Genomic DNA, 1,810 nt, shown 5'->3' with positions numbered 1-1,810 from the left:
ACCGACGCCCTCACCCCAGCCGACCCCGTCGGCCGCCTCCGCGAACGACTTGCACCGCCCGTCGGCGGCCAGGCCCCGCTGCCGCGAGAACTCCACGAACGCGTCCGGCGTGGCCATCACCGTCACCCCACCCGCCAGCGCGAGATCACACTCGCCCGTCCGCAGGGCCTGGATGGCCAGGTGCAGCGCCACCAGGGACGACGAGCAGGCCGTGTCCACCGACACGGCGGGTCCCTCCAGCCCGAAGGCGTACGCCACCCGGCCGGAGACCACGCTGCCCTGGGTTCCGGTGGCGACCAGGCCCTCCGTCTCCCGCGTGCCGGCCGCGCCGGAGCCGTAGTCGTTGGCCATCACCCCGGTGAACACCCCGGTCGGAGTGCCGCGCAGCCCGGCCGGGTCGATGCCCGCGTGCTCCAGGGCCTCCCACGAGGTCTCCAGGATGAGCCGCTGCTGGGGATCCATCGCGACAGCCTCGCGCGGGCTCAGCGCGAAGAACTCCGGGTCGAAGTCGGCGGCGCCGGACAGGAACCCGCCGGAGCGGACGTACGACGTCCCTGGATGGTCGGGGTCCGGGTGGAACAGCGACCCCAGATTCCAGCCCCGGTCGGTGGGGAAGCCGGTGATGCCGTCGGCGTCGGCGGTCAGGAGCCGCCAGAGCGCCTCGGGGCTGGTGACCTGGCCGGGGAACCGGCAGGCCATGCCGACGATCGCGATGGGCTCGCTGCTCGGTGCCGTGACCGTCACGGGTGCGGCGGCCCGGGCGGCGGCGCTGGGGGCGAGGGTGGTGGCCAGATGGGTGGCCAGGACGTGGGGCGTGGGGTGGTCGAAGATGAGGGTGGGGGTGAGCCTGAGCCCGGTGGCGGTGTGCAGGCGGTTGCGCAGTTCGACGGCCGTCAGGGAGTCGAACCCGAACTCGTGGAAGGGCCGGTGGGGGTCGATGGCGTTCGGGGTGTCGTGGCCGAGGATGGCCGCGGCGTGCGTACGGACCAGGTCGAGCAGGTGCTGACGGCGTCGCTCGGCGGGGAGGGCGGCCAGCGCGGCGACCGCCGGGGCGGGCCCCGATGACTCGCTCCCACCGATGGAGATGGCGGTGGGGCGTGGGGTGGGGGCGGCCAGGTCGTGGAGCATGGGAGGCAGGCCGGGCCGGCGGCCGGCGAGGGCGGCCGGGTCGAACCGGGCGGGTACCAGATGCGCCCGGCCCGCGGCCAGGGCGGCGTCGAGGAGGGCCAGTCCCTGGCCGGTGGTCAGGGGGATGTGCCCGGCCGCGCGCATGCGGCCCAGGTCCCGGCCGGTCAGGGCGGCGGTCATGCCGTGCTCGCCATTCCAGGGCCCCCAGGCCAGCGCCAGGGCCGGCAGCCCGGCGGCGGCACGCAGCCCGGCCAGGGCGTCGATGAAGGCGTTGGCGGCGGCGTAGTTGCCCTGCCCGGCCCCGTCCACCACCCCCGCCAGCGAAGAGAACACCACGAACGCCCGGACATCACCATCTTGGGTGAGCTGGTGCAGATGCCAGGCCGCCTCGGCCTTGGGCCGCAGCACCGCCTCCACCCGCTCGGCCGACAACGAGCCGATCACCCCGTCATCGACCACCCCCGCCGCATGCACCACCCCACGCAACGGCCGGTCCTGCGGGATCGCGGCCAGCAGGCCCGCCAGCGCCTCCCGATCCGCGACGTCGCACGCGGCGATGGTGACCTCGGCACCCAACCCCGCCAGCTCATCACGCAGCCCGGCCGCGCCAGGCGCATCAATCCCCCGCCGCGACACCAACAGCAGACGCCGCACCCCATGCACGGCCACCAGATGCCGGGCC

At 75.1% G+C, this 1,810-nt stretch carries 1 protein-coding gene; it reads right to left on the bottom strand.

Annotated elements, in window-relative coordinates:
- Window positions 1-1,797, bottom strand: a 1,797-nt coding sequence (locus D5H75_RS44485; protein WP_277950013.1) for a type I polyketide synthase, incomplete at its 3' end; no start/stop codon positions are given.
- Window positions 1,798-1,810 lie beyond the last annotated feature (13 nt).

Source organism: Bailinhaonella thermotolerans (assembly GCF_003594875.1).
Lineage (GTDB): Bacteria > Actinomycetota > Actinomycetes > Streptosporangiales > Streptosporangiaceae > Bailinhaonella > Bailinhaonella thermotolerans.
This window is presented reverse-complemented; position numbering and strand designations above follow the sequence as displayed.